Here is a 23,897-nt window from a genome sequence, read left to right as displayed (position 1 = left end):
TGCCGCACACCCGGGGGCCGCCGTGGGGCGGAGAGGGCCGGCTCAGCCGTTCGCGAGCGCCTGGACCCGCGAGAGGTCCCCGTTGAAGTGGTTGTGGTCGCCGACCGTCGGGCCGGACGAGGTGTACTGCCAGATCGTGTGGTACGCCCAGCCGGCCGGGAGTTCGCCGACCTCGGCGGCGTACCGCGCGATCCACAGCGGGTTGGTGGAGGCGAAGGCCGCGGAGTTGCCGGTGCACTGCTTCCACCAGCTCGTCGCCGTGTAGATCACCGGGTCGCGGCCCGTGCGGTACCGGTACCGGTTCGCGAAGTCCTGGATCCAGGCGACCATCCCGGACGCCGTCTTGCCGTAGCAGGTCGCCCCGTACGGGTTCCACTCGATGTCGAGCACGCCCGGCAGGGTCCTGCCGTCCCTCGACCAGCCCCCGCCGTTGTTGACGAAGTAGTCGGCCTGCGCGGCTCCGCCCGTCGTGTCCGGCGTGGCGAAGTGGTACGTGCCGCGGATCATGCCGACGTTGTAGGAGCCGTTGTACTGCTGGGTGAAGGACGTGTTCTTGTAGTACGTGCCTTCCGTCGCCTTGACGTAGGCCCACTTGACCCCGCTGTTCCACAGGGTGGACCAGGCCACGTTGCCGTTGTGGCTGGAGACGTCCACGCCCTCCGTCTGCGCGGCCAGGGGGGAGGCGCCGCCGGGCTTGGCGCCCTGGCCGTCGTGCGCGATCACGCCCATGCCCATGTAGGCGGAGCCGCGCGCGGGGGTCGCCTGCCGGGCGCCCGGGTCCTGGGCCGCGCCGGCGCTGCCGGAGAGGCCGAGGGGGAGGAGGAGGGCCAGGGTCGCGAGGGCGGCGCCGGCGAGGGTCGTTCCGGATCTGTGCACACGCATTGCGTGCCTCCGAAAGGCTCGGTGGGGAGCGGTGGCGGCAGGCCGCACGACACGACCTGGAATGGACATGTCATTCAGGGCTGCCGGGAAAGACGCTACGCACGTAGACCCGTCCGGCGGAAGGGGGCCTGGTCGCCGCCGTTGGTCTACGCCTGCGAAATACTGAAGGAGCTGCGGCGATGGACGCCCCGGCGGGAAACTTTCAGCGACCGGAAAGCGCGCGGGAGGTGCTGACGTGCACGGAAGCGGTACGGGAAACGAAGGCCGGGTCATCGCCGGAGGTGGTGTGGACCAGGAATTCCTGGCCCTCGAACGGGAGCTGGCGGTCTTTCTGCGCCGCGCCCGCGCCCAGTCCGGCGAGATGGCCCGCGAGGTCCACCCCGAACTGGAACCGGCCGCCTACGGCCTCTTCGTGCGCCTCGACGACGCAGGGCCCCAGCGGGCCACCGAACTCGCCGGCTACTTCGGCGTCGGCAAGGCCACCATGAGCCGCCAGCTCCGCGCCCTGGAGGACCTCGGGCTCGTCGCCCGCGACCCCGACCCCGCCGACGGCCGCGCCTCGCTGGTCCGCCTCACCGAGGAGGGCCGCAGCCGCTTCCGCAGCGTCCGCGACGCCCGGCGCGAACGGTACGTCCGCAAACTCGCCGACTGGGACCGCGCCGAGGTCGCCGAACTGGCCCGCCTCCTGAACCAGTTCAACGTCCGCTCGGAGGGCTGACGCGGGGGCCGCCGCTCAGCGGTCCCACAGCTCCGCGTACACCGCGGTCGCGTCGTCGTGGAGCTTCCAGCGGCGCGGCCGGCCCGCCCGGGCGCCGTCCCCCGGACCCCGTCCCGGGGCGCCCCCGGCGCTTCGCTCCTCCAGGTCCCGCACCCGGTGGAGCAGACCGGTCGGCCCCTCCTCGCGCAGCACGCCGAAGCAGTCCGTCCAGTCGCCCTCGCCGAACAGCTCCACCCAGCGGCTCGCCCCGTCCGTGAGCGCCGCCAGGGCCCGCACCTCCGCGCGCGGGGTCGTCCCGGCGACCGCCCGCGCCGCGACCGCCGGGTCCGCCGCCGCGGTGAAGAAGCCGCCCTCGCGGTTCCGCAGCCGGTCCGTCGCCTCCAGGGAGCGCCGCACCTCGTCCGGCACCCGGTCGAGCCGGTCGTCGAGCACCGCCCGTACCGTCCCGTCGGGAGCCTCCAGGAGGAGGGCGGAGTCGGAGAGGACGAGGTGCTCGACCCGGGCCTCGTCCCAGCGGACGAGCACCACCGTCGTCTGCGGCGTTCGCACGTGAGAAAGGTCACAGGTGTCGCGGTGGGCGTCCGCGGTGCGCCGGATTGCCAGCGACAGGATCCCGGACAGGGACATGTCCCGGCGGGAACCGGACAGTTCGGTCAAAGCTCCGCCCAGGTGCGCGGTGAACCACGGGACGGTGTGCACACAACCGTCATCACCGGCGGGAGGCGTGACGCCGTCCAGCAGGACGACCGCCCCTCCGCCGTCCGAGGTGGAGGGAACGGCGGCCACCCAGTCCTCGTTGGGGCGTTCGGGGTTGCCGGGAAGGGAGGCGACTTCGCTGCGCATGCCGTCCAGTCTGCCCGCCCCCGCGCACTCCCCCCTGAACTCCTTCACCGGACCTGCAAAAGACCGGAAAAGGCCTGTACCAACCTCGCGAACGCGACCCGGGGGACGGAAGGGGCACCTCCGGGAAGCTGCGGGCGGGCATCTTGCCAAAGCCCGCCCGGAAGATCCAACCGGCGCCCCGCACGAGCTCCCGGAACCCGCCTCCGGAAGTTGTTCGCCAACTACCGAGTGTTGTTCACTCGTTCGGGTGGCGGAGCGGCCGATGCCCGTCCCCCTGCCGTAAGCGCTGGAATGGTCGGAAGCCGTACCAGGGGTGGGGGCGCTCCATGTGACCGGCCGTCACCTCTGCTTCATCGGCGGACGAATCAAGAATGCGAGCACCGGTGCAGAAGAAGCGGCCTCGGAGCAAGAACGGCACGCAGAGCCAGACCCCCGGTGAGCCGCAGGCCCCCGCCGGCCGGCCCAAGCGCGTCCGCAACCGGCTGGTCGCCGGCGTCGCCCTCGTCGGCGTCACCGTCCTCGCCGCCGGAGCCCCCGCGATCCTCGCCGCCTCCGCCGAGCTCACCGAGTCCCAGCACCTCGTCACCCTCGCCGAACTCGACCGGCAGGCCGTCACCCTCGCGCACTCCCTCGCCGACGAGCGCGACGAGGTCGTGGCGTACATCGCCGCCGGACGCGAGACCCAGAGCGGCGACGCCCAGCACCGGCGGAAGGTCACCGACGCGCGCTCCACCCGCGTCGACCGCCAGATCGACGAGATCCGGGCCGCCGCCCCCACCGAACTCCGCCGCGACCTCGCCGGCGTCCCCTCCGCCCGCCGCAACGCCCTCACCGGCAAGGGCACGGCCCTGGAGGCCCACAGGGCGTACTCCGACGTCATCGGCAAGCTCCAGGCCCTCGCCGACGAGCTCGCCGACAAGACCCCGGCCCGCGCCTCCGACGCCGCGCTGACCGGAGCCACCCGCGCCCCCGCCGCCCTCGGCCGCGCCGTCGAACAGGCCTCCGCCACCCGCGGCCTGCTCCTCGCCGCGCTCACCGTGCCGCAGCCCGAGGCCACCGGAGAGGTCCACTACGACCCCCGGACCGGCACCTACGTCGCCGACGAGCCCGAGGGCGCCGCCGAGGCCGACCGGGCCCGCGACGGCCTCACCGCGGCCGCCCAGCAGGCCCGCGTCCGCGAACTCGCCGCCCTCGGCGACTTCGACCAGGCCGCCGGTTCGACCGCCCGCGACTCCCTCGCGGCCACCGTCACCGGCCCCGACGTCAAGACCGCCGAACTCGCCCTCGCCAGCCTCACCGACCAGCCCAGGCTGACCGAGGCCGAGCGCCGCACGGACCCGGTCGCCCTGGAGTCCGCCCTCTCCGCCCGCATCGAGCAGATGCGGGGCGTCGAGTCCGCCCTCGCCACCCAGCGGGTCGAACGCCTCGCCGCGCTCCGCGACGACGACGTCACCGCCCTCGAACTGCGCATCGCCTTCCTCGGCGGCTGCCTCCTCGTCGCGATCGGCATCTCCACCTACGTCGCCCGCACCCTCACCCGGCCGCTCGCCGTGCTCCGCCTCGGCGCCGCCCGGCTCGCCGCGGCCCCCGAGCCGCACGCCGAGGAAGCGGTCCGCTTCACCGGCCGCAACGACGAGTTCGCCCAGGTCGTCCGCTCCCTCAACGCCCTGCACGGCAAGCTCGCCGGCCTCGCCGCGCAGACCGAGCGGCTCACCGACGAGCGCGCCGACCTGGCCGCCGCCAAGGACGCCGTCGGCTCGGAACTCGCCACCCAGCGCGCCGAGCTCCAGGGCCGGGTCGCCCTCCTCGCCGCCGACCTCGAACGGCTCAGGGGCACCGTCCACCACACCTTCGTCAACCTCTCGCTGCGCAGCCTCGGGCTCGTCGAGCGGCAGCTCGGCGTCATCGAGAAGCTGGAGGAGCGCGAGCAGGACCCGGACCGCCTCGCGACCCTCTTCAAGCTCGACCACATGGCGACCGTCATGCGCCGCCACAGCGAGAACCTCCTCGTCCTCGCCGGCCACGAGCACGTCCACGGCCACGCCGGGCCCGTGCCGCTCGTCGACGTGCTGCGCGCGGCCGTCAGCGAGATCGAGCGGTACGAGCGGGTCACCATCCAGGCGCTGCCGCCGCACGCCCAGGTCGCCGGCTTCGCCGCGGACGACCTGAGCCACCTGGTCGCGGAACTCCTGGAGAACGCCACCTCCTTCTCGCCGCCCGACGCCGAGGTCCAACTCTCCGGCTGGCTCCTGGAGAGCGGCGAGGTGATGCTCTCCGTGCAGGACTCGGGCATCGGCATGACCGCCTCCCGGTCCGCCGAGCTCAACGCGCGCCTCGCCGAGGCCGACCCGGAGGCCTTCGAGGGCGAGGGGCTCGGCATGCGGGTCATCGCCCTGCTCGCCGCCCGCCACGGGGTGCGCGTCGAGCTGCGCGAGCAGAAGCAGGGCGGCACGGCGGCCGTCGTGGTCCTGCCGCTGCCCCTGCTGCCGACCGCCCCGCCGACGGCCGTGTCGGAGCCCGTACGGGTCGCCGGCACCGCGCCCGCGATCCAGCTGCCCGGCTCGATCGCGGAGGCCAACTCCAACACCCTGCCGCCCCGGCACCGCGACCCCCTCGTGGAGGCGGCGGAGGCCGCGTTCCTGACGGCGAACACGGAACAGCGGCAGGCACAGGAGCAGCCGCGGGAGCAGGCGCAGGAGCCGCCGCACGCCCCCGAGCCGGAACCGGCCCCCCAGCCGGAGGCGGCCCACGAGCCGGAGACGGCCCCCGAGCCCGCGCACGGCACCGAACCGGAGGCTGCCTACGAGCCCGCGCACGCCCCCGAGCCGGAGGCCGCGCCCGAGCCGTCGTACGAGTCCGTCTCCGAGACCACGCTCCAGGTCCGGCTGCCCGACCCGCCGCCGGAGCCGGACACCCACGAGCGCGCCGCCGACGGCGAGGAGGCGGCCCCCGCCGAGGCGACCGCCGCCGACGGGACGGTGCCCGGTCCGCGCCCCGCGCAGTGGGAGCGCGTCACCGACAAGGGGCTGCCCAAGCGCACCCCGCAGGTGGTCCGCCAGCCCGCCGCCCCCACCGCGCCCCGCCGGGGCGGCGTGGACGCGGAGGCCCTGCGCCGCCGGCTCGGCGGCTTCCACCAGGGCGCCGAGGCGGGACGCCGGGACGTGGAGGCGGAGCTGGGCACGACGGGCACAGAAGCCACGAAGACCGCACGTACAGGGGAGAACACGGGGGACACAGTCGAGGAGGCACGCAGTTGACCGCGACGGGAACGTTCGGACTGAGCACGGAAGCCCGCAACCTGCAATGGCTGCTGGGGAATCTGGTGGAGGAGGTCCCGGGTGTCCGCTCGGTGGCCGTCGTCTCCTCCGACGGCCTGATGCTGCTCTCGTCGGACCCGGCCACCCAGCAGGCCGCACCGGCCGCCGAGGACGCCGGCCGCCCCGACGGGCCGCGCGGCTCCAGCGCCGACCTGGCCACCATCGTCTCCGGCATCGGCAGCCTCACCATCGGTGCGGCCCGCCTGATGGACGGCGGCGGCGTCAAGCAGACGATGGTGGCGATGGAGGAGGGCAGCGTCTTCGTCATGTCGATCAGCGACGGCTCGCTGCTCGGCGTGCACGCCACGCCCGACTGCGACATGAGCGTCGTGGCGTACCACATGGCGCTCTTCGTGGGCCGCGCCGGTCACGTACTCACCCCCGAAGTCCGCAGCGAGCTGCGCAAGTCGATGGAGAGCACCCAGTGACGGCCATGTCCTCCGCGCACCACGCCTTCAACCTGCCGGTACGGGGGGAGGGCCGGCGCCCCGCGCGCGTGCGCCCGTACTCGCTGACCGGCGGCCGGACCCGCTTCGGCCACATCCTGCTCGTCGAGACCTTCGTGGCGGCGCTCGAAGCGCCCGCCGCCCGCAAGGTCCTGACGGACGGCGGGCCCGCCGCCCGCGGGCTGATGCCGGAGATGCGGGCCATCGTCGAGATCTGCCGCCGGATGCGGACGGTCGCGGAGATCTCGGCGCTTCTGAAGATGCCGTTGGGGGTCGTCCGGGTGCTGCTCAGCGACCTGGCCGACCAGGGAAAGATCCGTGTGTACGGGACCGGTCACGGCACCGGCCAGCCCGACCGCGCGCTCCTCGAAAGGGTGCTGAGTGGACTCCGTCGTCTCTGACGCCACCGCCGTCTCCGAAACGCCGACGGTCGCCGTCGGCATCCCCGCCCAGCCGGGGTCCGAACCGCGCGAACCGGTCGCCGACGGAACCGCCGCCGGGGTCGACACCGAAGAGGGCGCCCAGGACTGGCAGCTCGACCACTCCCGCGCCCCGATCGCGACGAAGATCGTCGTCGCGGGCGGCTTCGGCGTCGGCAAGACCACCTTCGTCCGCGCGGTCTCGGAGATCACCCCGCTCCAGACCGAGGCGCTGATGACCCGGGCGAGCGAGGAGACCGACGACCTCACCGCCACGCCGGACAAGCTCACCACCACGGTGGCGATGGACTTCGGCCGGATCACCCTCGACAACGACCTGGTGCTGTACGTCTTCGGCACGCCGGGACAGCAGCGCTTCTGGTTCATGTGGGACGACCTGGTGCGCGGGGCGATCGGGGCGATCGTGCTCGCCGACACCCGCCGGCTCACCGACTGCTTCCCGGCGCTCGACTACTTCGAGAGCTGCGGGCTGCCGTACATCGTGGCCGTCAACCACTTCGAGGGCACCGAGCTGTTCGAGGCGGACGACGTGCGGGAGGCCCTGACCGTGCCCGCGCACGTGCCCGTGGTGATCATGGACGCGCGCAAGCGGTACAGCGTCGTCGAGAGCCTGCTCACGATGGTCGCGCACGCCCTCGACGCCACGCCCGAATAGCCCGCCCCCCCGAACAGTTCGACCCGTCACGCCAGGAGCCCCGCCCATGCGGAAGATACTCATAGTCGGCGCCGGCCAGTCCGGCCTGCAGCTCGCCCTCGGACTCCAGTCGCAGGGGTACGAGGTCACCCTCATGTCGAACCGGACCGCGGACGAGATCCGGACCGGCCGGGTCATGTCCACGCAGTGCATGTTCGACACCGCCCTCCAGCACGAGCGGGACCTCGGCCTCGACTTCTGGGAGTCCCAGGCCCCGAGGATCGAGGGCCTCGGCGTCTCCGTCGCCGGCCCCGAGTCCACCCGTCTGATCGACTGGGTCGGCAGGCTCGACGGCCACGCCCAGTCCGTCGACCAGCGCGTGAAGATGGCCGGCTGGATGGACACCTTCGCCCAGCGCGGCGGCCAGCTGGTGATCCACGGCGCGGCCGTCGGCGACCTGGACTACTTCTCCCGCGGCTACGACCTGGTGCTCGTCGCGGCCGGAAAGGGCGAGCTGGTCTCCATGTTCGGCCGGGACGCCTCCCGTTCGCCGTACAGCGAGCCGCAGCGCGCCCTGGCCGTCGCGTACGTCCACGGCCTCGGCCCGCGCCCCGAGCACCCGGACTTCGACGCGGTCCGCTGCAACGTCGTCCCGGGCGTCGGCGAGCTCTTCGTCATGCCGACCCTCACCATCGGCGGCCGCGCCGACATCCTCTTCTGGGAGGGCGTTCCCGGCGGCCCGCTCGACGTCTTCCAGGGCGTCAAGGACCCCTCCGAGCACCTGGCGCTGACGCTGGAGCTGATGGAGAGGTTCACCCCCTGGGAGTACGCGCGGGCGACGAAGGTCGAGCTGACCGACGCGGGCGGCACCCTCGCCGGGCGGTACGCGCCGACCGTCCGCAACCCCATCGGCCGGCTCCCCGGCGGCGGTCTGGTCCTCGGCGTCGCCGACGTCGTCGTCGCCAACGACCCGATCACCGGCCAGGGCTCCAACTCGGCGTCCAAGTGCGCCGCCGCGTACCTCGCCGCCATCGTCGAACAGGGCGACGAGCCCTTCGACGAGGAGTGGATGCAGGGCGCCTTCGACCGCTACTGGAAGACGGCCCAGCACGTCACCAAGTGGACGAACGCGATGCTGGCGCCCCCGCCGGAGCACGTCCTGAACCTGCTCGGCGCGGCCGGCCGACTCCAGCCCGTCGCCGACCGCTTCGCCAACGGCTTCAACGACCCGGCGGACTTCGAGAACTTCTTCTTCGACCCGGAGAAGACGAACGCCTACCTGGCCGAGGTCTCCGCCGGCTAGCGGGCCGCCGCCGGCCGGTGCCCGCGCGCCGGGCCCGGCCGCCGGATCCGCCGTCACCGAGCCCCCTGGGATCCGGCCGTCGGGATCCGGCCGGTCCGGCGGCTCCCGAAACCGGTCGGTGCGGCGGCTCCGAAAACCGGTCGGTGCGGTCCGGCGGCTCCGAAAACCGGTCGATCCGGCGCCTCCCCGTGTCCGATCATGGGGCATGCCCCTGTCACAGACCCTCGCCCGCGTGGACGCGGACCTGGCCGCCGGTCGCGTGCCGATGGCGCGCCAGCGCCTGCGCGGACTCGTCTCCTCCTTCCCGTACGACCTGACCCTCCGCCACCGGCTGGCCGAGGTGTACCGGATGTACGGCGACGCGGCGCAGGCGGGGCGGTGGTCGTACCTCGAGGAGGACCGGCGTCCGGACGAGACCGCCGCCTTCGAGGAGCGGTACGGGTCTCCCGGGCGGCGCATGAAGGCCCTCGCGTGGCGCGGGCCCGAGGCGCTGGCCGCCACCGCGTTCGCCGAGCGGCAGCTCGTGTCCGTGCGGGCGGCCCGCACCGAGGAGCTGGGGCGGCCGGTCGACTGGGACGATCCCGCCTCCTACGAGGAGGACGCGGCCGAGGAACACGAGCCGGACACCGGCAGGTGGTCGCTCGGCGGCTTCGTCGCGGGCGCCGGCTGCCTGATGGGGACGGTCGTCTTCGCGGGGGTCTGGGTGCTCGGGGTCATCTCCCTCTTCAGCGACTGACGGCCCGCCTCCGCGCGCCGGACGGCGAGCGGGGTCAGGAGGCCGGTCAGGGCGAAGAGGGCCCCCACGGCGAACCAGCCGGGCCGGCCCCAGCCGATGCAGAGCGCGATGAGCAGCCCGGGGCCGAGGGCCTCGGAGAGACCGGAGCCCAGACCGAAGACGCCCAGGTACTGACCGGTGGCGTGGGGCGGTGCGAGGGCGTACGAGACCTCGAAGCCGCCCGCCGCGTGCCAGAGCTCGCCGACCGTGTGGACGACCACGGCGGTCAGGAGGAGGGCCACGGCCACCGCGACGGGCGTCCCGGCGGAGAGCGGGACGAGGGCGCAGGAGACGAGGAAGGCCGCCCCCGCGCGCCGGTAGGCGCGGCCGCCGGCCCGGGGCGAGTCGACGCCCCGGCTCGCCCGCACCTGGAGGCCGACGACGAGGACGGTGTTGGTGAGCATGGTGCCGGAGACGAGCCAGTGCGGGGCGGTGGTGGACCCCACGAGCCAGAGCGGGACCGCGACCGTGAGCACCTTGAACTGGATCGCCATGACCCCGTCGAGCGCGGTGAGCGCCAGGTAGGGCCGGTCCCGCAGCGCGACCCACCGGGGCCCGTGGGCGACGGGCGCGGGGGCGAGGGGCGGCAGCAGGAGCAGGACGGCGGCGGAGGCCGCGAACGCGAGGGCGTTCCCGGCGACCAGGACCCGGTAGGCGTCGAGGGTGCCGACCTGGACCGCCCACCCCGCGAGGAGCGCGCCGAGGGAGATGCCGATGTTGGTCACGGCCCGCAGGTGGGCGCGGAACTCCTGCGGCCGGTCCCCTCCGTGGTGCCGGACGAGCGGAGCCCGGGCGGCGAGGCCGGCCGCCTTCGCGCCGGTGGCCGCGGAGACGGCGAGGACGAACGGCCGGAAGCCGTCGACGAGTACGAAGGCCGCCGTGGCGAGCGCCTGCACCGCCAGGGTGGTCACGAGGACCCCGCGCGCGCCGCGCCGGTCCGCGAGGTGACCGACGGCGATCCCCACGGCCAGCGAGAGCAGTCCGGCGACGCCGAGCCCGAGCCCGACGGCGGCGGCCGGGAGGCGCACGGCCTGGGTGAAGTACAGCACTCCGGCGGTCAGGAAGAGGCCGCTGCCGACGGCGTTGACGAGGTTCGAGGCGGCGAGCACGCGTTGGGGCCGGGTGTCCGGCAGCGTTCTGGGCATGACGGGGCTCCGTGTCCGGGAGGGGCGGTCGGCCGTCGGTAAGGACCCGTCAAGCATGTTGCTTATTACTCGCGAGGGCAAGGGGGGTGGGGAGGGCGCGGGGGGCAAGGGGGAGGTGGTGGAAGGGAGTTCAGTTCCGGTCGTAGCCCTCGTCGCCGCCGTCCCCGGCACCGGCGGGGAGCTCGGGCGGGACGTACGCCTCCAGGGCCGTCGCCCCCGGATCGGGCCGCACGGCCCCGAGCACCGGGTTCGCCGCGAGCGGGGAGACCTTCACCTTCCCGCCCGGTCGCGGGGCCTGCACCACCAGGCCCTCGCCCAGATAGAGGGCCACATGGGTCGCGCCCGGGAAGTAGACCACCAGGTCGCCGGGGCGGAGCTCGGCCAGCGGCACCCGGGGCAGGCCCTCCCACTGCTCCTGGCTGGTCCTCGGCAGTTCCCGGCCGGCCGCCGCCCACGCCTGCTGCGTCAGCCCCGAGCAGTCGTACGCCTCCGGGCCCTCCGCCCCCCACTCGTACGGCTTGCCGATCTGGTCCACCGCGAAGCGCAGCGCCTCCGCGCCCGCCCGGGACGGGGCGCGCGGGCCGTCCAGGGCCCCGGAGTCCAGCAGCTCGCGCTGCGCGCCGGCGGTCTGGACCCGTTCGAGCTCGGTGATCCGGGTCAGCTGGTCCGGCGACAGGGCGGCGAGCAGCTTCTCCACCTCGAGCAGCTTGGCCCGCACCTCGTCGCGCCGGGTGCGCTGCGCGGCGGCGAGCCCCTGCTGCCGGTCCAGGGCCTTGCGGGAGGCGCTCGCGAGGCCGTCGGCCTGCCGCTCGGCCCTGGTGAGCCGGGCGACGGCGGTGGCCCGGTCGCGGGCCGCACGGGCCATCAGGTGCCCCTCGTCCAGGGCCGACTGGGGGTCCGCGGCGAAGAACAGCCGCAGGTACGGGGGGAACGGCGAGAAGTCGGACCTGCCCTGGTACTGGTCCCGGGCGATCCGCCCGGCCGCGGCACGGCCCTGCGCCAGCGCCGTCCGGGCGGCGGTGAGCCGGGCGGTGACCTTCTTCGTGTCGGCGGCCTGGCGCTTCAGCGCCTCCTCCGCGGCGTTGTACCGCTCGGTCGCGGCCTCGGCCTGCTGGTACGACGTCCGCAGCCGGGTGAGCAGCCCGCCGACGGAGCTCCCACCGGGGGCGGGAAGCGCGGCGGCGTCGTCCTCGGCGGAGGCGGAGGCGGAGGCGGGGGTGGGGGGAGCGGCCGTGGGGCCGGTGCCTTCGGCCGGCGGGGTGGCGGCGGGGGAGGGCGGGGGCGCCGGGTCGGCGTCGACCGGATCGGTACCGGGATCCGCACCCGGACCCGGACCCGTACCCGGACCCGGACCCGTACCCGGATCCGCACCCGCACCCGCACCCGGACCCGGGCCCGTGCTCGCCGGGGCCGGTGCGGCGGCGGGATCGACCGGGCCGACCGGTTCCGCCGCGGGGTCCGCCCAGGCGATCGGGGCTTCCGCCGGGGGGGCCACGGGCGGGTGCGGGGCGGCGCCCGCCGCCGGGAGCACCCCCGTGAGCGCCGCCGTCGCCGCGGCGAGCGCCCCCGTGCGGACCGTGCGCAGCAGCCTTCGCGACACGTCACCACCTCCATGGGGATGATGACAAGTCACTTCATGCGATTACCGTACGAATCGGGGCGCGCCCCTCCACGTCACTCGTTCGGCTCCGGCTTGGACGTCGGCTCCGACTCCGGCTCCGGCCTGGGCGTCGGCTTCGACCACGGCCACTTCAGCTCGCGCCGCTCCCGCCCCTCGGGAACGTACACGTAGACCCAGCCGCGCTGGAGTCCGAGGCGCTTCGTGTAGCCCGCGGGCTCGCGCCGGTAGGCGTACAGGGTCGGCGGCCGTCCGTCGTGCGCCGGGACCGGGACCTCGTACCACTTCGGCGGGTGGCCGGTCGGGCCGAGCAGGATCGGCAGGACCCGGCCGTCGAGGGGGCCGCCGCGGAAGGAGGTGTTCTCGCTCTTCACCCCCACAGTCTCCCCCGGCCCCGGGCCGCCGGCCCCCGGGCCTCACAGCAGGTGCGCCGCCTCGCCCACCACCGGGACCATCCGTCGGGCCAGCGTCGCCACCGGCCCCTCGGCGGTCTCCTGCGCGAGGAGCCGCTTCACGACCCCCGCCGTCTCCTCGTCGCTCGCCGTGGTCGCCGCCAGCAGGGCGATGAGGTGGTCGACGAGCCAGTCCCGCAGCTCCGGCGCCGACGGCCGCTTCCCCTCGTCGAGCCAGATGAGCGAGGCCGCCTCGACGGCGGCGATCCACGTCCGGACGAGCATGCCGAGCCGGGGGCCCGGCCGCTCCGCCCCGAGGTGGACGAGGATCTGCTCGGCGGCGGCCCGCCGCACCTCGTCCACGATCGCGGAGGTCCGGGAGGTCTCGGCGACGCTGCCGCCGCGGAGCAGCGCGCTGAACCCGGCGTCGTGCCCGTCGACGAAGTCCAGGTAGCGGTCGAGCACCCGGCCGAGCCGCTCCGTCGGCGGCCCGACCGGCGGCTCGGTGAAGCAGCGGTTCAGGGCGTCGGCGGAGGAGCGCAGGGCCGCCTCGTACAGCTGCTGCTTGCCGCCGGGGAAGTAGCGGTAGACGAGGGGGCGCGAGACGCCGGCCGCCTCGGCGACGTCGTCGAGCGAGACGTCCTCGGGCGCCCGGTGGGCGAAGAGCCCCTGGGCGGTGTCGAGGAGCTGCCCGCGCCGCTCCTCGACGCTGAGCCTGCGGTACGCGGGGGTGGCGGCGCTCGTCATGGACCGCAGCGTAACCGCGGAGCGCGTCCCTCGGGCGAGCGGCCGGAGGACTTCCGGCGCCGACGCCCCGCCCCACCCCGCGCACGCCCCGCCCCATCCCGCGCACGCCCCGGCCCATCCCGCGCACGCCCCGCCCCACGGCTCGCGCAGGCCCCGGCCCACGGTCTCGTCCACCCCGGGGCCGGCGAACCGGACGGAGCGGGCGGAAGAGGTCCGCGCGGTCTCGCCGCGGCCCGGCCCGGGCGAACTCCCGCGACAAGGCCGGAAATCCTTCCTGTACGACTTGTTGACGATCCGTCTAGCAACGTGTGAGCCTGCTGCAAACGGACGGAAGGAGTCGTCAGTGTCGACGCACGACCTCTACGTGAACGCCCCCGCCGGACCCGTCTGGGAGGTCCCCGCCGCCGGCGCCGCCCGCTTCTCCTGGGACTACGACGACGGCCGCGAACGCCTCCTCGCCCTCTACCAGAAGGGCAAGGACAAGCAGTGGGACGGCGCCACCCGGATCGACTGGGGCATCGAGGTCGACCCGTACGACCCGCTCGGCACCCCCGACGAGGTCCTGACCCTCCACGGCACCCGCCACTGGGCGAAGATGACCGAGAAGGACAAGGGCGACCTGCGCCGGCACTACTCCTCCTGGCAGTTCAGCCAGTTCCTCCACGGCGAGCAGGGCGCCATGGTCTGCGCCGCCAGGATCGTCGAGTCCGTGCCCGACCTGGACGCCAAGTTCTACTCGGCCACCCAGACCATGGACGAGGCCCGGCACGCCGAGATCTACGGGCGTTTCCTCCACGAGAAGATCGGGATGCTGTATCCGATCAACGACAACCTCGAGGGCCTCCTCGACGACACCCTGCGCGACTCCCGCTGGGACATGCCCTACCTCGGCATGCAGGTCCTCATCGAAGGCCTCGCCCTCGCCGCCTTCGGCATGATCCGCGACACCACCGACAAGCCGCTGCCGAAGCAGATCCTCGCGTACGTGATGCAGGACGAGGCCCGGCACGTCGCCTTCGGCCGGATGGCCCTGCGCGACTACTACAAGCAGCTCACCGACGCCGAGCTCCGCGAGCGCGAGGAGTTCGTGATCGAGGGCTGTCACCTGATGCGCGACCGGCTGCGCGGGGTCGAGGTCCTGGAGAACTTCGGCATCCCGAAGAAGGAGGCGGAGGACCTCAGCGAGCAGAGCGAGTTCCTGCACCTCTTCCGTAGGCTCCTCTTCAGCCGGATCGTGCCCTGCGTCAAGGACATCGGCCTCTGGGGCGAACGCCTCCAGAAGGCCTACCTGGACATGGGCGTCTTCGATCTCGGCGACTCCAACCTCGACCTGCTGATGAGCCAGGACGAGGAGATCGCGGAGGCGTTGGACCGCGAACGGTTCGCGGCGGAGGAGGCGGAGCGGGCCGCCGAGGTGGAGGCCGCGATCGAGGAGGGAGCGGTGGAGGGGACGTAGGGGAGGGAGGGGTGCGGGGCGGTCACCGGGGTGACGTAGCGTGCTGGTCATGACCATGCCGCCACCGTCGAGCCCGCCGCCCCACCACCCGTACGGGGGACCCGTACCGCCCCCGCAGCAGCCCGGCGCGTACGGGGCCCCGCAGGGCCCTCCGCCGGGGTACCCCCCGCAGGGAGCCCCGTCTCCGTACCCCGGGCCGGGCACGGGGGCCTGGGGGCGGCCGCCCGTGGGGCCGCCGAAGAAGAAGCTGTCGGCCGGAGCCGTCGTCGCCATCGTCCTCGGCTCCCTGGTCGTGGTCGGCGGCATAGGCTACGGGGTCAAGGCCGGGCTCGACCGCGTCACCGGTCCCTTCCCCGAGGCGAAGCACAAGCTGGTCGTCCCGCAGACCGTCCTCGACGGCGAGTTCACCCTCCTCTCCGACCTCTCCGACACCCAGGGCAAGGAGATCGAGGACACCCCCGACTTCACCGTGAAGGACGCGAAGGCGGCGGTCGGGCAGTACAGCGGCAAGGACGGGTCCGTCCTCGTGCTCTCCGGGATGTACGGGCAGATCAAGAACCCCGGCACCACCCGCTCGTCCATCCTCGAGGGGGCCGCCACGGACAAGGGCTCCACGCTCGTCGTCAAGCCCAGGAACTTCACCCCCGCCGGGTACGACGTGACCGTCAGCTGCCAGGTCACCACCTCGAAGGACGGACTGAGCACGACGACGCTGCCCATGTGCGCCTGGGGCGACGAGAACACCGCCGCCGCCGTCGCCCTCGTCGGCGCCGGGGAGGCCACCGCCGACCCGAAGGACGTCGACCTGGCCGGACTCGCGGAGAAGACGGTCCGGATCCGCGCCGAGATCCGCAAGCCGATCGGCTGATCGCGGGGAGGGGCCGAGGGCGGGGAGCCCGGAGGACCCGGGCGACCCGGTTACGGATTCCGCGCCTCCGCCTCCAGCCGCAGCGCCTCCTCCATCACGGCCTTCGCGATCGGCGCCGCGCTGCCGCCCCCGCTGATGTCCGTACGGGAGGCCTCCGCGTCCTCGACGACGACCGCCACCGCCACCGCCGGCTGGGCCGCGTCGTCCGCCTGCGCCCAGGCGATGAACCAGGCGTACGGGGTGCCCGTGTTGCCGAAGCCGTGTTGGGCGGTGCCCGTCTTGCCGCCGACCCGGGCCCCGGGGATCGCCGCGTTGGTCCCCGTGCCCTCCTCCACGGCCCGCACCATCAGCCGCTGCAGCTGCATCGCCGTCGAGGGGTTCATCGCCTGCCGGTAGCTGCGGCGGCCCGTGCGGTGCACGGTCGTGCCGCCGGAGGTCGTCGTGCGGTCGACGAGGTACGGGCGGGCGATCTCCCCGTTGTTGGCGACGGCCGCCGCCACCATCGCCATCTGGAGCGGGGTCGCCGTCGTGTCGAACTGCCCGATCGACGACAGCGCCAGCTGGTCCGCGCTCATCCTCCGGTCGAAGTTGGACTTCGCCACCCAGGACGGCACCCGCAGCCCCGTGTCGTTGAAGCCGAACCGTTCCACCGCGTCGACCATCCCCGGCAGCCCCACCTCCACCCCGAGCCCGGCCATCACCGTGTTGCACGACCACTGGATCGCGTACGCGAGGGAGGCGTCGCCGCAGCCCGTCGCCTCGTTCGGCAGCACCTGCCGGGTGCCGGGCAGCACGAACGGGTCCGGGGTGTCCGTCGGCGCCTCCACGTCCCGCACCGCCCCCGCGTCCAGGGCCGCCGCGGCCGTCACGATCTTGAAGGTGGAGCCCGGCGGGTACGTCTGCCGCAGCGCCCGGTTCAGCATCGGCTGGTTCGGCGAGGCGTTCAGGCGCCGCCAGGCGTCCTTGACGCCCCGTCCGGTCCCGGAGAGGACCCCCGGGTCGTACGAGGGCGAGCTGACGAGCGCGAGGATCCGGCCGCTGGACGGCTCGACCGCCACGACCGCGCCCCGCTTCCCGTCGAGCCCCCGGAAGGCGACCTCCTGCAGGGAGGCGCGGATCGTCGTCACCACGTCGCCGCCGGGCCGCCGGCCGCGGGTGAGGTCGTCCCAGAGGGGCAGCGGCGCGAGCATCGGGTCGGTGCCCGCGAGGATCCCGTCCTCGGCGTGCTCGACGAGCGTCGTGCCGTACGTCTGGGAGGCGTAGCCGGTCAGCGGCGCGTACAACGGGCCCTGCTCGTACGTCCGCTCCCAGCGCAGCTGCTGCCCGCTGTCCCGGGAGCCGGTCACCGGCTTCCCGTCGACGACGATCTCGCCGCGCGGCCGCGCGTACCGGTCGATCGCGATCCGCCGGTTGGCCGGGTCGTCGTCGAGGGAGTCGGCCTCGAGGACCATGACGCGGGCGGCGTTGACGAGCAGCGCCGCCAGGAGGACGAGGCAGAGCGCCGCCGCCCGCCGGATGTACCGGACCATCGGACCTCCTCGGGTGCCGGAGCCGGTCCCCGGCCGGTCTCCGCGGGGGCCGGAGCCGGTCACCGCGCGGCCTCCCCGACCTTGGCGAGTTCCCCGGTGTCGGTGGCGTCCGGCTGGGGCGCGCGGGCCGAGTCGCTGACCCGGATGAGGAGCGCGACGATCACCCAGTTGGTGACGACCGAGGAACCGCCCTGGGCCAGGAACGGCATCGCCATGCCGGTCAGCGGGATCAGCCCCATCACCCCGCCCGCGATCACGAAGACCTGGAGCGCCACGATCGAGGCGAGGCCGATCGCGAGCAGCCGCCCGAAGGGGTCGCGCAGCGAGAGGCCGGCGCGGTAGCCGCGGGCGACGAGCAGCGCGTACAGCAGGAAGAGCGCGGTGAGGCCGACGAGTCCCAGCTCCTCGCCGGCCGTCGCCAGGATGAAGTCCGACTTGGTGGCGAAGCCGATGAGGACGGAATGGCCGAGACCGAGCCCGCTGCCGAGCATCCCGCCCGCGGCGAAGGCGAAGAGCGACTGGGCGAGCTGCCCCGGCCCCTCGCCCGCGCGGATCGAGGCGTACGGATCGAGCCAGTCCTGCACCCTGCTGTGGACGTGCGGTTCGAGCGAGCCGACGAGGAAGGCGCCCGCGGAGGCCAGGACGAGCCCGACCGCGATCCAGCCGGTCCGGCCGGTCGCCACGTACAGCATGACCACGAAGAGGCCGAAGAAGAGCAGCGAGGTGCCGAGGTCCCGTTCCAGGACGAGGACGCCGACGCTGAGCAGCCAGATCGCCACGATCGGCCCGAGGACCCGGCCCGTCGGGAACTGGAACTTCCAGATCCGGCGGCCGGCGTACGCGAGCGCGTTGTGGTTGGCGGCGAGGTACGCGGCGAAGAAGACCGCGAGCAGGATCTTGGCGAACTCGCCCGGCTGGAAGGAGAGCCCGCCGATCCTGATCCAGATCTTGGCGCCGTTCACGGCGGGGAAGAAGATCGGCAGGATCATCAGGGCGAGCGCGGCGGCCACCGAGACGTACGCGTACCCCTGGAGCGTCCGGTGGTCGCGCAGCAGCAGGACGACCACGATGAACAGCGCCACCCCGACCGTCGACCAGACCAGCTGCGTCGTCGCCGCCTGGTCCCTCGGCGTCTCCAGGTCGAGGCGGTAGATCAGCACGAGGCCGAGGCCGTTGAGCAGGACCGCGATCGGCAGCAGCAGGGGGTCGGCGTACGGGGCGCGGAAACGGACCGCGAGGTGGGCGAGGAGCGCGAGCAGCCCGAGCCCGGCCCCGTAACGGGCGGCGTCGGGCGGCACGGCGCCGCTGCGGGCGAGCCCGACCTCGGCGTAGCCCAGGACGCAGATCAGGACCGCGCCGATCAGGAGCGAGAGCTCCACGCCGCGCCGCTTCGGGACGCGGATGCCGGGCGGGGGTGCGGTCATGGCCGCAACGTAGCAAGCGGTATGCCCTATGTCCCTTTTGTGTGACGGTGTGCCGTGTTTGTGTGGGGGCGGGGAGGGGTGCTCCGGTCGGCTTGTGCGGGGGGCGGGGCCCTCCGGCCGATTGGGGCGGGGGGCCCCGGACGGTTCGGGCGGGGGCGGACCACGCTCCGTACGGTTGGGGTGGGGGCGAGGCGCTCCGGACGCGGGCGGCCGTCACTCCTCGGATGCGGTCCCGGGCGCGTCGAACCGTACGTACTCCGGCAGCCGCAGCCGGGCCTCGGCGCCCCCGCCCGGTCCGGTGCCGAAGACCAGCTCCGCGCCGATCACCTCCGCCTGCCCCGCCGCGATGGTCAGCCCGAGGCCGTGCCCCTTGCCGCCGCTCTCGGTACGGAACCGCTGCGGCCCCGACTCGATCAGATACCCGGGATATCCCGGCCCGTGGTCCCGTACGGACACCACCGGGCCGTCCACCGTCACCACCACCGGCGGCGCCCCGTGCCGGTGCGCGTTGGCCACCAGGTTGCCGAGCACCCGCTCCACCCGTCGCCGGTCCGTCTCCACGGTGGCGTCCCGCACGATCCGCACCTCGGTCTCCGTGCCCGAGGCGCGCACCACCCGTTCGGCGAGCGGCCCGAGTTCGTGCACCGCCAGGTCCACCGTCTCGGTGCGGGCGTCGAGCCGCGAGATCTCCAGGAGGTCCTCGGTGAGCCCCCGCATCGCCCGCACCCGGTCCCGTACGAGCTCCGACGGGCGGCCCTCCGGCAGCAGTTCGGCCGCGGCCGAGAGCCCGGTCAGCGGGGTCCGCAGCTCGTGCGCCACGTCGGCGGTGAACCGCTGCTCGCTCTGCAGCTTGCGCTGGAGCGAGGAGGCCATGGTGTCGAGCGCCCCGGAGACCGTGGCCACCTCGTCCTGGGGCCGGGTCGGGTCCTTCGTGCGGGGATCGTCCACGCGCGCGTCGAGGTCGCCGGCGCTGATCCGGCGGGCCACCTGCGCGGTGAGGTGCAGCCGGCGGGTGACCCGGGTGACGGCGAAGGCGCCGACGAGCAGGGTCGCCCCGATGGCCAGGACGGAGGAGCCGAGGATCGAACGGTCGAGCGCGTCGATCGTCTCGGCGCTCTGGGAGTAGTCGAGGCGCACGGCGAGGGCGCGACCGCCGGCGGGGGCCGCGGCGGGCCGGTCGGCCGGAGCCGCGGTGCTTCGGTCGGCCGGAGCCGGGGCGGGGTTGCCCGGCGGAGCCGCGGTGGGGCTGCCCGCCGCGTGGCCTTCCGCAGGGCCGGCCGCCGGGCCTTCCGCCGAGCCCGCCGACGGGCCCGCCGCGTGGCCTTCCGCAGGGCCCGCCGCCCACATCGTCGGTCGGCCCCCGTGCTCCCCGACCATCGTGCCGCGCTCCCCGCGCGCGGCGAGCGCCCGCAGCGGGGCCGGGAGGCCGGGCGGATCGACGCCCGCGAACCGGGGGAGCGGTTCGCCCGCCTCGTAGAGCCGGCTGACCTCGGTGAGCCGCGCCAGGGCCTTCTCCCGGGAGTCGTTCACGGTCTGGTCGGCCACCGAGACGTGGACGAGGACGCCGAGCAGGGCGGCGAGGGCGCAGCACATGACCGCGATGAAGACCGCGGCCTTCCAGGTGAGGGTCGCGGTCCAGGCGGGCCGCCGGGGCGCCCTCACGGCGTCGCCTCCGGGGGGAGGGGGACGGGTGCGGGGGCCCGGTCGGCGGTCGCGCCGGGGGTCGGCGTCGGGCTCACCAGGCGGGGCGCGGGCACCATGGAGGGCCCGGTGCCGGAGGGCTTCACCCGGACGATCTCGTCCCGGGTGGGCAGCATGCTGCCCTGCTGCTCGTCCCAGGACCAGGCGGTCCGGTACTCGTACCCGGGAATGCCGGCCGAACCGACCCGCAGGATCAGGTCCCGGCCCGCCAGCTCCACGCTGATGACCTGGTCGACGGTGGACATGATCCGGGTCAGGCCGCCGTTCTCGGCGAGGTAGACCCGCACGCCGACCTGCTGTTCCGGCATGCGGATCCCGACGATCAGCTCGTCCCGGCCGTTGCCGGTGAGGTCGCGGTAGTACGGCCGCAGGACCGGACAGGCGGCCGGTGCGGTGTCGCAGGCCTCGATCGCCCGGGCGGTCTGCTCGTACAGGCCGTCCGCGCCGGTGTACGTGTCGGGACGGGCGCGCACCTCGGCGCGGACGACCGCCACCGGGTCGACGGAGTGGACGTCGTTGTCGGCGACCTCGACGCCGGGGACGCGCTGGATGTCGGACTCGCCGTAGTCGATCGGCGGGTTCGTGGCGGGCGGCAGATCGGGCCAGAGCCGGACGGGTCCCACGGCCGTGGGCGTGGGACCGGCGCTCCTGAGCCCGCCTTCGCCGCCGCCGCAGCCGGTGAGCGCGAGGGCGGGGCCGAGGGCGCACAGGACGCCGACGAGGCTCCGGATTCCGCGCGGTCTCACGCTGCTCCTCGGTCGGGTCGGTAGGGGGTGGGGCTCCCAGTAGACCTTATGCGGAGTGAAGTCCTTTTTGTCTCATCATCGGACCGCCTTCGCCCTGGGTGGCCCCGTCGGACGGCTTGCCCGATGGCCGTCGGGTGGTCCGTCGGGTGACCTTCGGAGGCCTGTCGGTCGGCCCGCCGGTGGGCCCTCGGGGAGGCTTCGACGATCCGCCGGCGGCCCTTAGGGCGGCTTTCGGGGCCCCTGATCGACCTTTCGGGCGGCTCCCGGACCAGGCTATCGACCTTTCGGGCGGCCCCGGGACCAGGCTCTAGAACGCCCCCCGCTCCATCCGGGCCAGCGCCGCCCGGCACAGGGTCAGCAGCTTCTCGTCGAGGTGGACGTCATGGCTGCCGGAGGCGCCCTCCCGGGCGTTGTGGCGACGCCTGCGGGTCAGCTCGGTGAGGACGACCAGCTGCGCCTCCGAGGCCGCCGGCCCCATCTCCGCCAGGCACTCCGCGATGTCCACGCGCGCGTGCCGGTTCTCCTCCCAGGCCGCGAGCAGCACCGGGAGCGAGGCCGAGGCCTCGCCGGACACCCGCCACAGCGCCGCCGCGCTGCGGACCCGCACCCACAGGTCCCGGGCGGCCAGACCGGGCCGCAGGGCCGGGGTCGCCGCGGCGGCCGCCGGGCCGATCTCGCCGAGGGCCTGTGCGGCGGCGCACCAGTCCGCACCCGGCGTGCCCGGCCGCAGCCACCGCTCCAGCGCGGGCAGTACGTCTCCCCGGTCCCCCTCGGCCGCCCACAGGGCCCGCGCCGCCGCCGTGGCCACCGCGGCCGAATCGGCGGCCAGGAGTCTTCGCATGTCCGGTACGGCCTCCCGGGCGGCGGGCCCGAAGGCGGCCAGGGTCCGCAGGGCGGCCTCCCGCACCCAGTCGCGCCGGTTCGCCGGTGCCTCGCGCAGCATCCGCAGGACCTCCGGCAGGGCCTGGGCGCCCCGCACGGCCGCCAGGGCGTACAGCAGCGGTGCCGCCCGGTCGTACAACCGCTCGTCGAACTCGACCTCGGCGAGCCGGCGCCGGAGCAGCGGGGCGAGCATCGCCGCGGAGGGCCCGAGCCCGTCCACGGCGTACAGCAGCTCGCGCCGCACCTCGGCCTCCTCCAGGGCGCGGGCGAGCAGCGGGACCGCGCGGGTGTCACCGGCGCGGGCCAGCGCGAGCAGCGCCCCGTCCCGTCCGGACCGCCCGACGAAGGGGCTCTGACCGCCGTCCTGCCCGGACCCGGCCGCCCCCGCGGACCCCGTTCCCGCAACGCCCTTTCCCACAAAGCCTGTTCCTGCGGCGTCCGTTCCCGCGATGTCCGGCCCCTCGACGCGCCGCCCCCCGGCGCGCCGCCCCGCAGTGCCCGGTCCCGCGGCGAGGCGGGACGCGAGCGCGTCGGCGGCGGGCGCGCCGAGCTCGAAGAGCCGCTCCAGGAAGGACGTGGCCGCCTCCCGGAGCCGGGGCTCCGGATCCTGGAGCTGGGCGCCGACGAGCCGGACGACCTCCTCGTACCGCCCGCGCCAGACCCGTATCAAACCGCCGCACAACCAGATCGCGTCCGAGCGCTGCCCCCAGTCGGGGCTGCGCAGCTGCGCGAGGATCAGCGCGATCCGGTCGTCGACCCGGTCGTCGAGCGCCGCGTGCAGGGTCCGCAGCAGCTCCTCGGTCCACGGGGCCGGCCGGCCTGCGGCGTGCTCCTCCAGGAGCTCGCGGACCTGCCCGATGAGGGTCGGCGTCGCGGTCCGCTCCGTGCCGGGAGCGACCGGACGGTGGACCGAGGTCCGGATCTCCTCCAGGAGCCCCGTCACCCACGGCACCACGTCGTCCGGGATGTCGCCGGGCGCGCAGCGCGCCCGCTGCGCGAGGGCCGCGAGCCGGAGCCCGGGGTCCTGCGCGGCGCGCGCGAGCCAGTCGAGCCAGTCGACGGTCTCGTCGCGCAGCGAGGCGTGCCGCAGGGCGATCCGCCCGACGGCGGCCACCAGCGCGAGCCGCACCTCGGTGTCGCGCTCGACGGTGAGCCGCTCCCGCAGCAGGGCCAGCACCCGGGCGGGCTCGGGGTGCAGCGAGGCCAGTGCGCACGGCGCGGCGAGCCGCACCTCGGGGTCGGGGTCCGAGACGAGTCCGAGGAAGACGTCGGCCCCGGCGGCGATGGCGGCGGCGGCCATCGCGTAGTTGGCGGCGGGGATGAAATCCTCGTCCTCGGAGCCGAGTTCGTCCAGTTCCTCGTCGTCGTCGAGCTCGATCCCGCCGATGCTGGTGAGCAGCTCGACGATGCAGCCCCGGTCCTGGACGCCGGGGTCGGCGACGAGTTCGAGGAGGAAGGGGATGCAGGCGAGCGTCGAGTCGTACACGTCGCCCTGGTGGTGCACCGCGCCGTACATGCCGTCGAGGGCGGTCTCCCGCTCCGCGGGGTCGGCGGAGGCGAGTCCGCGGAGCAGCTCCGGCACGTCGTCCGCGGGGCCGTACGCGTGCCCCAGAGAGGCCCAGTCGACCTCCTCGATCCCCGTCAGCATTGCCAGGCCGCCTTCCCCGTGAGCGCTGTGCCAGGCAGCAAGTGTGCACCACAGAAGGCAGGACAAAGCCGAACCGGCGACACCTTCCCTGCTCGGAGCGCCCGTTGCGGCCTCTTTGCGCCATGTACGGTGCGCAGCAAGGCAGTTGCGGTCGGTGCCCGTGTGTACGACGCACCGGTGCCGTACGGAGGGGGCCCGGCCCGCCCGGCACGGTCCGACCCTCCTTCCCCGCCCGCCCCACAGCACCGACCCGAGCGCCGACCCCTCCGCGAGGGCCTCGCGCGGGTCTCGTCGTCCGGAGCGGCCGGGACCCGCCGGAGCGTCGGCCGGTCGCGCAGGTGCGCGGCGATGCCGGGCGACCCGGGGCCCGGAACCCGCCCGGC

The 23,897-nt window shown here is 74.5% G+C and carries 19 protein-coding genes and 1 pseudogene; 9 read left to right on the top strand and 11 right to left on the bottom strand.

Annotation, left to right across the window (positions count from 1 at the left end; all coding sequences use genetic code 11):
• Nucleotides 1-42: 42 nt before the first annotated feature.
• Nucleotides 43-882: a lysozyme gene (locus ACZ66Z_RS06500; RefSeq protein ID WP_469932876.1), complete on the bottom strand. Its 840-nt coding sequence runs from the start codon at nt 880-882 to the stop codon at nt 43-45.
• Nucleotides 883-1,117: 235 nt separating this feature from the next.
• Here ACZ66Z_RS06500 and ACZ66Z_RS06495 point away from each other — a divergent pair, with 235 nt between their 5' ends.
• Nucleotides 1,118-1,600 carry a MarR family winged helix-turn-helix transcriptional regulator gene (locus ACZ66Z_RS06495; protein WP_469932875.1) on the top strand — a complete coding sequence of 161 codons (483 nt, stop codon included), beginning with the start codon at nt 1,118-1,120 and terminating at the stop codon, nt 1,598-1,600.
• A gap of 15 nt (nt 1,601-1,615) precedes the next feature.
• Here ACZ66Z_RS06495 and ACZ66Z_RS06490 read toward each other — a convergent pair whose 3' ends face one another.
• Nucleotides 1,616-2,443, bottom strand: a complete 828-nt coding sequence (locus ACZ66Z_RS06490) for a hypothetical protein (RefSeq protein ID WP_469932874.1) — start codon at nt 2,441-2,443, stop codon at nt 1,616-1,618.
• 371 nt (nt 2,444-2,814) lie between these two features.
• Here ACZ66Z_RS06490 and ACZ66Z_RS06485 point away from each other — a divergent pair, with 371 nt between their 5' ends.
• From ACZ66Z_RS06485 to ACZ66Z_RS06460, 6 genes are all read left to right on the top strand, one after another.
• Nucleotides 2,815-5,700 (top strand): sensor histidine kinase, encoded by a 2,886-nt coding sequence (locus tag ACZ66Z_RS06485; RefSeq protein WP_469932873.1) that lies wholly within the window; start codon nt 2,815-2,817, stop codon nt 5,698-5,700.
• Nucleotides 5,697-6,188 (top strand): roadblock/LC7 domain-containing protein, encoded by a 492-nt coding sequence (locus ACZ66Z_RS06480; protein ID WP_469932872.1) that lies wholly within the window; start codon nt 5,697-5,699, stop codon nt 6,186-6,188. The genes ACZ66Z_RS06485 and ACZ66Z_RS06480 overlap by 4 nt, the downstream gene beginning before the upstream one ends.
• A 5-nt stretch (nt 6,189-6,193) precedes the next feature.
• Nucleotides 6,194-6,607, top strand: a complete 414-nt coding sequence (locus ACZ66Z_RS06475; RefSeq protein WP_469933190.1) for a DUF742 domain-containing protein — start codon at nt 6,194-6,196, stop codon at nt 6,605-6,607.
• Nucleotides 6,588-7,301, top strand: a complete 714-nt coding sequence (locus tag ACZ66Z_RS06470; RefSeq protein ID WP_469932871.1) for a GTP-binding protein — start codon at nt 6,588-6,590, stop codon at nt 7,299-7,301. The genes ACZ66Z_RS06475 and ACZ66Z_RS06470 overlap by 20 nt, the downstream gene beginning before the upstream one ends.
• 46 nt (nt 7,302-7,347) lie before the next feature.
• Nucleotides 7,348-8,583, top strand: a complete 1,236-nt coding sequence (locus tag ACZ66Z_RS06465; RefSeq protein WP_469932870.1) for a styrene monooxygenase/indole monooxygenase family protein — start codon at nt 7,348-7,350, stop codon at nt 8,581-8,583.
• A 205-nt stretch (nt 8,584-8,788) separates the two neighbouring features.
• Nucleotides 8,789-9,319 carry a DUF6584 family protein gene (locus ACZ66Z_RS06460; protein ID WP_469932869.1) on the top strand — a complete coding sequence of 177 codons (531 nt, stop codon included), beginning with the start codon at nt 8,789-8,791 and terminating at the stop codon, nt 9,317-9,319.
• Between the two features lie 131 nt (nt 9,320-9,450).
• Here the strand turns inward: ACZ66Z_RS06460 and ACZ66Z_RS06455 are convergent.
• From ACZ66Z_RS06455 to ACZ66Z_RS06440, 4 genes and pseudogenes are all read right to left on the bottom strand, one after another.
• Nucleotides 9,451-10,503, bottom strand: a pseudogene (locus ACZ66Z_RS06455) (MFS transporter); the annotation flags it as partial.
• A gap of 130 nt (nt 10,504-10,633) precedes the next feature.
• The gene (locus ACZ66Z_RS06450; protein ID WP_469932868.1) at nt 10,634-12,103 is read right to left on the bottom strand and encodes a C40 family peptidase; all 1,470 of its coding nucleotides are present in this window, start codon (nt 12,101-12,103) and stop codon (nt 10,634-10,636) included.
• Nucleotides 12,104-12,177: 74 nt separating this feature from the next.
• Nucleotides 12,178-12,495: a hypothetical protein gene (locus ACZ66Z_RS06445; RefSeq protein WP_469932867.1), complete on the bottom strand. Its 318-nt coding sequence runs from the start codon at nt 12,493-12,495 to the stop codon at nt 12,178-12,180.
• Between the two features lie 42 nt (nt 12,496-12,537).
• Nucleotides 12,538-13,260 (bottom strand): TetR/AcrR family transcriptional regulator, encoded by a 723-nt coding sequence (locus ACZ66Z_RS06440; RefSeq protein WP_469932866.1) that lies wholly within the window; start codon nt 13,258-13,260, stop codon nt 12,538-12,540.
• A gap of 343 nt (nt 13,261-13,603) precedes the next feature.
• Here ACZ66Z_RS06440 and ACZ66Z_RS06435 point away from each other — a divergent pair, with 343 nt between their 5' ends.
• Entirely contained in the window at nt 13,604-14,716 is a 1,113-nt protein-coding gene (locus ACZ66Z_RS06435) for a ferritin-like domain-containing protein (protein ID WP_469932865.1), read from the top strand.
• A 49-nt stretch (nt 14,717-14,765) separates the two neighbouring features.
• The gene (locus ACZ66Z_RS06430; RefSeq protein ID WP_469932864.1) at nt 14,766-15,584 is read left to right on the top strand and encodes a hypothetical protein; all 819 of its coding nucleotides are present in this window, start codon (nt 14,766-14,768) and stop codon (nt 15,582-15,584) included.
• 50 nt (nt 15,585-15,634) lie between these two features.
• Here ACZ66Z_RS06430 and ACZ66Z_RS06425 read toward each other — a convergent pair whose 3' ends face one another.
• The 5 genes from ACZ66Z_RS06425 to ACZ66Z_RS06405 form a co-directional block, all read right to left on the bottom strand.
• Nucleotides 15,635-17,113: a penicillin-binding transpeptidase domain-containing protein gene (locus ACZ66Z_RS06425; RefSeq protein WP_469932863.1), complete on the bottom strand. Its 1,479-nt coding sequence runs from the start codon at nt 17,111-17,113 to the stop codon at nt 15,635-15,637.
• Between the two features lie 59 nt (nt 17,114-17,172).
• Nucleotides 17,173-18,537 carry an FtsW/RodA/SpoVE family cell cycle protein gene (locus ACZ66Z_RS06420; protein WP_469932862.1) on the bottom strand — a complete coding sequence of 455 codons (1,365 nt, stop codon included), beginning with the start codon at nt 18,535-18,537 and terminating at the stop codon, nt 17,173-17,175.
• Between the two features lie 213 nt (nt 18,538-18,750).
• On the bottom strand, nt 18,751-20,199 hold the full coding sequence (locus ACZ66Z_RS06415; RefSeq protein WP_469932861.1) for an ATP-binding protein: 1,449 nt from the start codon (nt 20,197-20,199) through the stop codon (nt 18,751-18,753).
• The gene (locus tag ACZ66Z_RS06410; RefSeq protein ID WP_469932860.1) at nt 20,196-20,984 is read right to left on the bottom strand and encodes a hypothetical protein; all 789 of its coding nucleotides are present in this window, start codon (nt 20,982-20,984) and stop codon (nt 20,196-20,198) included. The genes ACZ66Z_RS06415 and ACZ66Z_RS06410 overlap by 4 nt, the downstream gene beginning before the upstream one ends.
• 307 nt (nt 20,985-21,291) lie before the next feature.
• Complete coding sequence (locus tag ACZ66Z_RS06405) at nt 21,292-23,514, bottom strand: PBS lyase (protein WP_469932859.1); 2,223 nt, start codon at nt 23,512-23,514, stop codon at nt 21,292-21,294.
• Between the last annotated feature and the right edge of the window lie 383 nt (nt 23,515-23,897).

The organism is Streptomyces sp. NPDC107498 (genome assembly GCF_055582805.1).
Note: the sequence above shows the minus strand (reverse complement) of the source record. Positions and strands in the feature narration are given on the sequence as shown.

What these genes read in the sequence shown, in the direction of transcription:
- ACZ66Z_RS06500 (WP_469932876.1), bottom strand. Translation starts at nt 882, where the DNA reads ATGCGTGTGCACAGATCCGGAACGACCCTCGCCGGCGCCGCCCTCGCG.
- ACZ66Z_RS06490 (WP_469932874.1), bottom strand. Translation starts at nt 2,443, where the DNA reads ATGCGCAGCGAAGTCGCCTCCCTTCCCGGCAACCCCGAACGCCCCAAC.
- ACZ66Z_RS06485 (WP_469932873.1), top strand. Translation starts at nt 2,815, where the DNA reads ATGCGAGCACCGGTGCAGAAGAAGCGGCCTCGGAGCAAGAACGGCACG.
- ACZ66Z_RS06475 (WP_469933190.1), top strand. Translation starts at nt 6,194, where the DNA reads ATGTCCTCCGCGCACCACGCCTTCAACCTGCCGGTACGGGGGGAGGGC.
- ACZ66Z_RS06465 (WP_469932870.1), top strand. Translation starts at nt 7,348, where the DNA reads ATGCGGAAGATACTCATAGTCGGCGCCGGCCAGTCCGGCCTGCAGCTC.
- ACZ66Z_RS06460 (WP_469932869.1), top strand. Translation starts at nt 8,789, where the DNA reads ATGCCCCTGTCACAGACCCTCGCCCGCGTGGACGCGGACCTGGCCGCC.
- ACZ66Z_RS06440 (WP_469932866.1), bottom strand. Translation starts at nt 13,260, where the DNA reads ATGACGAGCGCCGCCACCCCCGCGTACCGCAGGCTCAGCGTCGAGGAG.
- ACZ66Z_RS06430 (WP_469932864.1), top strand. Translation starts at nt 14,766, where the DNA reads ATGACCATGCCGCCACCGTCGAGCCCGCCGCCCCACCACCCGTACGGG.
- ACZ66Z_RS06425 (WP_469932863.1), bottom strand. Translation starts at nt 17,113, where the DNA reads ATGGTCCGGTACATCCGGCGGGCGGCGGCGCTCTGCCTCGTCCTCCTG.
- ACZ66Z_RS06420 (WP_469932862.1), bottom strand. Translation starts at nt 18,537, where the DNA reads ATGACCGCACCCCCGCCCGGCATCCGCGTCCCGAAGCGGCGCGGCGTG.
- ACZ66Z_RS06405 (WP_469932859.1), bottom strand. Translation starts at nt 23,514, where the DNA reads ATGCTGACGGGGATCGAGGAGGTCGACTGGGCCTCTCTGGGGCACGCG.